This window comes from Nocardiopsis sp. NPDC055824 (assembly GCF_053616335.1).
In genome coordinates this window covers 1-8,332 of record NZ_JBSHDN010000245.1, presented here as the reverse complement: position 1 = coordinate 8,332, position 8,332 = coordinate 1, and the positions used below count along the sequence as shown (strand labels likewise).

Genomic DNA, 8,332 nt, shown 5'->3' with positions numbered 1-8,332 from the left:
GCCGTCCCCTTCCCTCCAGAAGCTCCGAGGAGAGCCATGGCCGAGAGCGGCGTCGTCGTCGTCGACAAGCCCGCCGACTGGACCTCGCACGACGTGGTCGCCAAGACGCGCGGGCTGGCACGCACGCGCCGGGTCGGCCACGCGGGCACCCTCGACCCGATGGCCACGGGGGTCCTCGTGCTGGGGATCGAGAAGGGCACCAAGCTCCTCGGCCACCTGACGCTGACCGAGAAGGAGTACGCGGCGACCATCCGGCTGGGGCTGGTGACCAACACCGACGACGCGGAGGGGGAGCCCGGTGCGCGGGTCGACGCCTCGGAGGTCGGGGACGAGGCCGTGCACGCGGCGGTCGCCCGGCTGACCGGTGAGATCCAGCAGGTCCCGCCGCAGGTCAGCGCGATCAAGGTGGACGGCAAGCGCGCCTACAAGTCGGCGCGTGAGGGCAAGGAGGTCGTGCTCCGGCCCCGCACGGTCACCGTGGCTCGGTTCGAGGTCACCGCCGTCCGCAGGGTGGAGGACGCCGACGGCGTCTTCGTGGACGTGGACGCCTCCGTCACGTGCTCCAGCGGCACCTACATCCGCGCACTCGCCCGGGACATGGGCGAGGACCTGGGCGTGGGAGGCCACCTGACCGCGCTGCGCCGTACGCGGGTGGGGCCCTACGACCTGTCGCAGGCCCGCACGCTCGACCAGCTGGCCGCGGAGTTCACGCAGGTGCCGCTGGCCCGCGCGGTCGCGGTGGCCTTCCCGGTGCGCATGCTCACCGACGACGAGACCCGCCTGGTCCGGAACGGGAACCGGATCGGGCCGAGCTCGCTCGGCCCCGGGCCGGTCGGCATGTTCGCCCCCGACGGCCGGGTGATCGCGCTGGGGGAGAACCGCAGGGACCACATGAAGCCCCTGGTGGTGTTCGAGCCGGCCTGACCCTCCGGGCGCCTCAGGACACGCCGAGGAAGTCCGCGAGGGCGGCGGTCAGCTCCGCCGGGCGCTCGACGGACGGAAGGTGTCCGGTCTCCGGCATCTCCAGCAGGCGTGCCCCGGGGACCCCCTCGGCGTACAGGTCGGCCACCTCCCGGACGGGGCCGGGCTCCGACAGGCCCTTCACCACGAGCGCGGGCGCGGCGATCTCGCCGAGCCGCTCCTTGGACGGCCTGCCGGGCCAACGGGTGGTGAGGGCGGGCCCGGACCACCGGCGGGCGAACAGCTCCCGCAGCATCAGGAGGACCGTGTCCCACGCCTCGGGCGGCATGTCCTCGGGGTCCCGTCCGGGGCCCAGCACCATGAAGCGGGCCTGGGCCTGCGCCATCGCGGCGACGTCCGCGGGGTCGGGCTCCGCGCGTCCGGCGGCGTACACCTCCAGGCGCTCGTGGGGGACGGCGGCCAGGACCATCTTCCGCGACTCGCGGACGAACACCTCGGGCCACTCGTGCCCCGACAGGCCCGGACACACCAGGGCCAGGGACTCGACCCGGTCGGGCGCGGCCAGCGCGGCGTCCGCGCAGCAGGCGCCGCCGTAGGAGGCGCCCACGAGGGTCGCGCGCCCGATGCCGAGCCCGTCCATGAGGGCGAGCAGGTCCTCGTGGTGGGTGACGGGCCCCTCGTGGTCGGCCGAACCGCCGTGGCCCCGCCAGTCGTACCGGACCACCCGGTGGGTTCGCGAGAAGGCGGCGAACTGGTGGTCCCACATGCGCCGGTCACCGACCCCGGCGTGCACGAACACGATCGCCGGCCCGGAGCCGGCCTCGTCGTACGCGAGCCGGGTGTCTCCCGTGTCGATCATCGCCATCCGGGCACGTTAGCGGTGGCGAAGGCGTGTGCCAACCCCGCTCTGCCGACGGCGGGGCGGCGCACCGCGCGGACGCGCCGCGCACGGGCCCTCACGTCCGCCGCAGCCCCGCTTCCTCCAGTTCCCCGCGCACCACCCGGTGCATCGGCTGGGACAGCAGGAAGGCACGAAAGAGGGAATTCTGGCGTGAATCATGTACAGCTCATGGCCTGTTGGCTAGCATTGACGCCATGACGACGATGCCGCTGGCGGAAGCCAGGAACCACCTGTCCAAGATCGTCGACGAGGTCGAGAGAACCCACGACGCCGTCACCATCACCCGCAACGGCAGGCCCAGCGTCGTGGTGATCTCCGTGGACGACTACGAGTCGATGACGGAGACCTTCGCCCTCCTGGACAGCCCCGAGGAGCAGCGGAGGCTGAAGGAGGCCGAGGAGTCCCTGGAGGCCGGGGACGTGACGACGGCGGCGGAGATGGCTGACCTGATGCGCGAGAGGGTCCGTCGGGAGGACAACGGGTGAGCGATCGCTACGCCCTCGTGCTCGCGCGACCGGCGCGACGGGCGCTCACCGACGAACTCCCCCTCAAGATCGCCTCGGCGGTCTGGGAGCTGATCGACGGTGACCTCGGAACGAAACCCCGCGCCGTGGGAAAACCCCTGAACGCCCCCTTCACCGGGCAATGGGTGGCCAGGCGCTCCTCCTACCGCGTGCGGTACCGGATCGACGAGGCCGCGCGCCGGGTCACCGTGCTCGACATCCAGGGCAGGGCCGACGCGTACCACTACTCGGGCGGTCGCTGAGAAGGGCGGCGCCTCCGCGGCGGGGACGTGTGCCGGGCCACACCCCCGGTCTGTCGGTGCCGGTGCGCCCGGCGTGGCACCCTTGGTTCCGGAAAGCCCCGCGGCCCCCGGCGGCGGGGCCCGGCGCGGAGCCATGAGGAACGACGAGCAGGGGAGCCGGACGTGCGGCGATGGGACGGGCTGGAGGGCATCCCCTCCGGGCAGGGGCGCTCCGTGGTGGCGGTCGGCGTGTTCGACGGGGTGCACCGGGGCCACCGGGCCATCCTGGAGGCCGCCGTCGGTCGCGGCCGCGAGCTCGGGCTCCCGGTCGTCGTGGTCACCTTCGACCCGCACCCCCGGGCCGTGCTGACGGGGACCGCCCCGCCGGTGCTGACCCCGCTGGAGCGGAGGGTGGAGCTGCTCGGGGAGTACGGCGCCGACGCCGTGTGCGTCCTGGGGTTCACCAAGGACCTGTCCTCGCTCGCCCCCGAGGAGTTCGTGCGCCGGGTGCTGGTCGACCGGCTGCACGCCGCGGCCGTGGTCGTGGGGGAGGACTTCCGGTTCGGGCACCGCGCCGCGGGCGACGTCGCCGCGCTGGCCGCGCTCGGGGCCGGGTTCGGCTTCACCGCGTACGGGGTCGCCCTCGTCGCGGACGGCGAGGCGATCACCTCGACGCGGGTGCGCGCACTGCTCGCCGAGGGGGCCGTGGCCGAGGCGGCCGGGCTGCTCGGCCGCCCGCACCGGGTCGAGGGGGAGATCGTCCACGGGGCGGCGCGCGGACGCGAGCTGCTGGGGTTCCCCACCGCCAACATGGACCTGCTGCCCGGCACGGCGGTCCCCGGGGACGGTGTCTACGCGGGCTGGCTGAGCCGTGTCACGCCGGTGGCCGGCCACGAGACGCGCTGGCCGGCCGCGATCTCCGTGGGCACCAACCCCACGTTCGACGGCGCGGAGCGGACCGTGGAGTCCTACGCCCTGGACCGCGACGACCTGGAGCTGTACGGGGTCCGGATGACCGTGGACTTCACCGCGCGCATCCGCGGCCAGGAGCGCTTCGACAGCATCGAGGAGCTCATCGTGGCCATGCGCCGGGACGTGGACCGTTGCCGCGAGGTCCTCGGCGCGGCCTGACCGGGGCGCGGGGAGACGGGGCGCACCCGCGGGTCAGCCCCGTCACCTCGTGCTCTGCGGTAGGGTGGGTTCGTCCACGTGTGCCTCGCGGACGGTCACGATCCGGTGAACCGACCCGTGGGGAGCGCGGTGCGCCCACGCCGTCGGCGGAGGGCCGCGCGCACCACACGCGACGGTGACTGTTCGCACGCGCGGTCACCGCGTCTGATCCCCGTCACGTATCGGGATCCGCCCTGCGTGCCGACTTTCCAGCGAAGGAGCGACGTGTCGATCGACACCGCCACCAAAGAGAAGATCATCGCCGAGTACGCCACCACCGAGGGTGACACCGGTTCCCCCGAGGTCCAGGTCGCGCTGCTCACGCACCGCATCACCGAGCTGACCGAGCACCTCAAGGACCACAAGCACGACCACCACAGCCGTCGTGGCCTGCTCCTGATGGTCGGTCGTCGCCGCCGCCTCCTCAAGTACATCGCCAAGCAGGACATCACCCGCTACCGCTCGCTGATCGAGCGTCTGGGCCTGCGCCGCTAGGTGTGAACGGCGGGAGTGGCTTCGGCCGCTCCCGCTTTGTTAGTAAGGTGTGACGCGACGGCGGTCACAGACCGCCGCCCGCCTAATTTCACAGAGATCACCCGCGCCCCTCCCTCGGCACCAGAGTCGAGGCCGGTCCTCGGTAGTGGTCCCCGGACAGCGCCTCCCAGGCGTGCCGTGGGCTTCGATCGATGACCGGCCGTCATCAACTCCGGGGCACGGACGCGGGAAACGAACAACGAAGCGCCCGGGGCACGCCCGTGCCCGGCGCGACGAACGCGAACACGTGTAGTAGTAGGAGGTCGCCCATGGAGGGCGTTTACTCGGCCGAGGCCGTCATCGACAACGGCAAGTTCGGCTCCCGTACCATCCGCTTCGAGACCGGTCGCCTGGCCCGCCAGGCCGCCGGATCGGCGACGGTCTACCTGGACGACGAGACCGTCGTCCTGTCGGCCACCACCGCCTCGAAGCGTCCCAAGGAGAACCTCGACTTCTTCCCCCTGACGGTGGACGTCGAGGAGCGCATGTACGCCGCGGGCCGCATCCCCGGCTCGTTCTTCCGGCGCGAGGGACGTCCCTCCGAGGACGCCATCCTCACCTGCCGCCTGATCGACCGGCCGCTGCGCCCGTCGTTCCGCAAGGGCCTGCGCAACGAGATCCAGATCGTCGAGACGATCCTGGCCCTGCACCCCGAGCACCTGTACGACGTCGTCGCCATCAACGCGGCCTCGATGTCCACGCAGATCTCCGGCATCCCCTTCTCGGGCCCGATCGGCGGCGTGCGCGTCGCCCTGATCGACGGCCAGTGGGTGGGCTTCCCGACCCACGCCGAGCTGGAGGGCGCCACCTTCGACATGGTGGTCGCCGGTCGCGTCCTGGAGGACGGCGACGTGGCGATCATGATGGTGGAGGCCGAGTCCACCACCCGGACGCTGAAGCTGGTCGCCGAGGGCGCCGTCGGCCCCAACGAGCAGTCCGTCTCCGAGGGCCTCGAGGCCGCCAAGCCCTTCATCAAGGTGCTGTGCAAGGCCCAGCAGGCCGTCGCCGACCAGGCGAGCCGCGAGGTCACCGAGTTCCCGATCTTCCTCGACTACGAGGACGACGCGTACGCGGCCGTCGAGGCCGCCGTCCGCGACGAGCTCTCCAAGGCGCTCACCATCGCGGACAAGCAGGACCGCGAGGCCGAGCTGGACCGCGTCAAGGCCATCGCCGGCGAGAAGCTGGCGGAGGACTTCGAGGGTCGCGAGAAGGAGGTCGGCGCCGCCTTCCGCTCGCTCAGCAAGCAGGTCATGCGCGAGCGCGTCCTGCGCGAGAAGGTCCGCATCGACGGCCGCGGCCCCAAGGACATCCGCGGGCTGAGCGCCGAGGTCGGCGTCCTCCCGCGGGTGCACGGCTCCGCCCTCTTCGAGCGCGGCGAGACCCAGATCCTGGGTGTCACCACGCTCAACATGCTGCGCATGGAGCAGATGGTTGACACGCTCAACCCGGACAAGACCAAGCGCTACATGCACAACTACAACTTCCCGCCCTACTCCACCGGTGAGACCGGCCGGGTGGGCTCGCCCAAGCGGCGCGAGATCGGGCACGGCGCCCTCGCCGAGCGCGCCCTGCTCCCGGTGCTGCCGGCGCGCGAGGAGTTTCCCTACGCCATCCGCCAGGTGTCCGAGGCCCTCGGGTCCAACGGCTCCACCTCGATGGGCTCGGTCTGCGCGTCCACCATGTCCCTGATGGCGGCCGGCGTGCCCCTCAAGGAGATGGTGTCGGGCATCGCCATGGGACTGATCAGCGAGGGCGACGAGTACGTCACCCTCACCGACATCCTGGGCGCCGAGGACGCCATGGGCGACATGGACTTCAAGGTCGCCGGCACCCGTGACCTCATCACGGCCCTGCAGCTGGACACCAAGCTCGACGGCATCCCCGCCGAGCAGCTGGCGCTCGCGCTCCAGCAGGCCCGCGGCGCCCGCCTGGCCATCCTCGACGTGATGCAGGAGGCGATCGAGCGTCCGGCCGAGATGAGCCCGAACGCTCCGCGCATCCTCACCGTCAAGGTCCCGGTGGACAAGATCGGAGAGGTCATCGGCCCGAAGGGCAAGATGATCAACTCGATCCAGGACGACACCGGCGCCGAGATCACGATCGAGGACGACGGCACCATCTACATCGGTGCCACCGACGGCCCGTCCGCCGAGGCCGCCCGGGACACGATCAACCAGATCGCGAACCCGACGATGCCCGAGGTGGGCGACCGGTACCTGGGTACCGTCGTCAAGACCACGACGTTCGGCGCGTTCGTGTCGCTGCTGCCCGGCAAGGACGGCCTGCTGCACATCTCGCAGATCCGCAAGCTGCACGGCGGCAAGCGGATCGAGAACCTCGACGACGTCATGGGCATCGGCGAGAAGATCCAGGTCGAGATCCGCGAGATCGACGACCGCGGCAAGCTCTCGCTCGTCCCGGTCGAGGTCGTCGAGGCCGAGGCCGCCTCCGCCGCCCCGGCGGTCGAGGCCGAGGTCGAGGCCGACACGGCCCCCGAGGGCGAGGACAACGGTGGTGACAAGGACGGGGACGCCCCCCGTCGCCGTCGCCGCCGCAGCTCGGGCGGGCGTTCCGAGAACACCTGATCCTGACTGACGCGTGTCGGGGGCGGTCGCACCACGGGTGCGGCCGCCCCCGGCGCGTATCCTCGGCTGGGCCCCCGGCGGCCCGGCCGCCGATGTTCCGACGCGAAGAAGAAGGATTCATGAGCTCTGTCCCCATCGCCGCCGAGCAGGATCCGGGCACGACCGTGACGCTGCTGGAGCCCGACGGCGGTTCCGGCCTGGTGCGCCGCACGGTCCTGCCCGGCGGCCTGCGCGTGGTCACCGAGAACATCCCGGGTGGCCGGTCCGCGGCGTTCGGGATCTCGGCCACCACCGGCTCCCGCGACGAGGACTCCGCGCACGCGGGGTCGGCGCACTTCCTGGAGCACCTGCTGTTCAAGGGGACGCGGACCCGGTCGGCGCTGGAGATCTCCGCGCTGCTGGACGGTGTGGGCGCCGACCACAACGCCTACACCACGAAGGAGCACACCTGCTACTACGCCAAGGTGCTGGACCGCGACCTTCCGCTGGCCATCGACGTCGTCGGTGACATGGTCGCGAACTCGGTGCTGGACGAGGGGGAGGTGGAGACGGAGCGGGGCGTGATCCTGGAGGAGATCGCCATGTACGAGGACGAGCCCGCCGACCTGGTGGACGACGTCTTCGCGGCGCACTTCTACGGGGACACCCCGCTGGGCCGCCCGATCCTGGGCACCACCGACACCATCCGCGCCCTGCCCCGGGACCGGATCGCCGAGCAGTACCGGGACGTGTACGTGCCCGGGGAGCTGATCGTGACGGCGGCCGGGAGCCTGGACCACGACCAGGTGGTGGAGCAGGTCCGGGCGATGTTCGCCGACCAGCTGGCCGCGGCGGGCGACGCCCGCCCCGCCCGCCCGCGTGCGGGGGCCGGTCCGGTCGCCACGAACGGCGGCACCGTGGTGCAGCCGCGCGACACCGAGCAGGCGCACATCATCCTGGGTTCGGAGGGCATCACCCGGACCGACCCGCGCTGGCACGCGCTGCGGCTGCTCAGCGCCGCCCTGGGCGGCGGCATGTCGTCCCGCCTGTTCCAGGAGGTGCGGGAGAAGCGCGGCCTGGCGTACTCGGTGCACGCGTACCAGACCGGCTACGCCGACACCGGCATGTTCCAGATCTACGCGGGCTGCCTGCCGGAGAAGGCCGACGAGGTCATCGGCGTGTGCCGCGACGAGCTGGAGAAGGTGGCGGCCTCGGGGATCACCGCCGAGGAGCTGACCCGGGCCAAGGGCCAGATCCAGGGCTCCCTGGTCCTCGGCAGCGAGGGCACCAACGCGCGGATGGGGCGGCTGCTCTCGCACGAGCTCAACAAGCCGCGCCACTACTCGATCGACGAGGACCTGGCGCTGTTCGACGCGGTGTCCGGCACGGACGTGGCCGAGGTGGCGGCCGAGCTGCTGTCGCGGCCGCGGGCCCTCGCCGTGATCGGCCCGTACGAGGCGGACCGGGTCTTCTAGGGAGCGCCCCGTCCCCCGCCCC

General features: G+C 72.1%; 8 protein-coding genes. 7 read left to right on the top strand and 1 reads right to left on the bottom strand.

What is annotated here, in order from left to right:
- Nucleotides 1–36: 36 nt before the first annotated feature.
- A complete protein-coding gene (gene truB / locus ACWGL3_RS28915) occupies nucleotides 37–924 on the top strand; it encodes a tRNA pseudouridine(55) synthase TruB (RefSeq protein WP_267948447.1) in 888 nt (295 codons plus the stop codon).
- 13 nt (nucleotides 925–937) lie between these two features.
- On the opposite strand, the gene ACWGL3_RS28910 is transcribed toward truB, so the two are convergent.
- Complete coding sequence (locus ACWGL3_RS28910) at nucleotides 938–1,786, bottom strand: alpha/beta fold hydrolase (protein WP_267948448.1); 849 nt, start codon at nucleotides 1,784–1,786, stop codon at nucleotides 938–940.
- Nucleotides 1,787–2,016: 230 nt separating this feature from the next.
- On the opposite strand from ACWGL3_RS28910, the gene ACWGL3_RS28905 reads away from it, so the two are divergent.
- The 6 genes from ACWGL3_RS28905 (at nucleotide 2,017) to ACWGL3_RS28880 (ending at nucleotide 8,310) form a co-directional block, all read left to right on the top strand.
- Nucleotides 2,017–2,307: a type II toxin-antitoxin system Phd/YefM family antitoxin gene (locus ACWGL3_RS28905; RefSeq protein WP_267948449.1), complete on the top strand. Its 291-nt coding sequence runs from the start codon at nucleotides 2,017–2,019 to the stop codon at nucleotides 2,305–2,307.
- The gene (locus ACWGL3_RS28900; RefSeq protein WP_452462020.1) at nucleotides 2,304–2,588 is read left to right on the top strand and encodes a type II toxin-antitoxin system RelE family toxin; all 285 of its coding nucleotides are present in this window, start codon (nucleotides 2,304–2,306) and stop codon (nucleotides 2,586–2,588) included. The genes ACWGL3_RS28905 and ACWGL3_RS28900 overlap by 4 nt, the downstream gene beginning before the upstream one ends.
- 162 nt (nucleotides 2,589–2,750) lie before the next feature.
- Nucleotides 2,751–3,698, top strand: coding sequence for a bifunctional riboflavin kinase/FAD synthetase (locus ACWGL3_RS28895; protein ID WP_267948451.1), 948 nt, complete (start codon nucleotides 2,751–2,753; stop codon nucleotides 3,696–3,698).
- Nucleotides 3,699–3,962: 264 nt separating this feature from the next.
- Entirely contained in the window at nucleotides 3,963–4,232 is a 270-nt protein-coding gene (gene rpsO / locus ACWGL3_RS28890) for a 30S ribosomal protein S15 (RefSeq protein ID WP_267948452.1), read from the top strand.
- A 308-nt stretch (nucleotides 4,233–4,540) separates the two neighbouring features.
- Nucleotides 4,541–6,856, top strand: coding sequence for a polyribonucleotide nucleotidyltransferase (locus ACWGL3_RS28885; RefSeq protein WP_267948453.1), 2,316 nt, complete (start codon nucleotides 4,541–4,543; stop codon nucleotides 6,854–6,856).
- Between the two features lie 119 nt (nucleotides 6,857–6,975).
- Nucleotides 6,976–8,310, top strand: a complete 1,335-nt coding sequence (locus ACWGL3_RS28880) for a M16 family metallopeptidase (protein WP_267948454.1) — start codon at nucleotides 6,976–6,978, stop codon at nucleotides 8,308–8,310.
- Nucleotides 8,311–8,332: the final 22 nt, after the last annotated feature.

Coding starts and splice junctions, on each gene's coding strand:
- truB (WP_267948447.1), top strand. CDS start 37: ATGGCCGAGAGCGGCGTCGTCGTCGTCGACAAGCCCGCCGACTGGACC.
- ACWGL3_RS28910 (WP_267948448.1), bottom strand. CDS start 1,786: ATGGCGATGATCGACACGGGAGACACCCGGCTCGCGTACGACGAGGCC.
- ACWGL3_RS28905 (WP_267948449.1), top strand. CDS start 2,017: ATGACGACGATGCCGCTGGCGGAAGCCAGGAACCACCTGTCCAAGATC.
- ACWGL3_RS28885 (WP_267948453.1), top strand. CDS start 4,541: ATGGAGGGCGTTTACTCGGCCGAGGCCGTCATCGACAACGGCAAGTTC.
- ACWGL3_RS28880 (WP_267948454.1), top strand. CDS start 6,976: ATGAGCTCTGTCCCCATCGCCGCCGAGCAGGATCCGGGCACGACCGTG.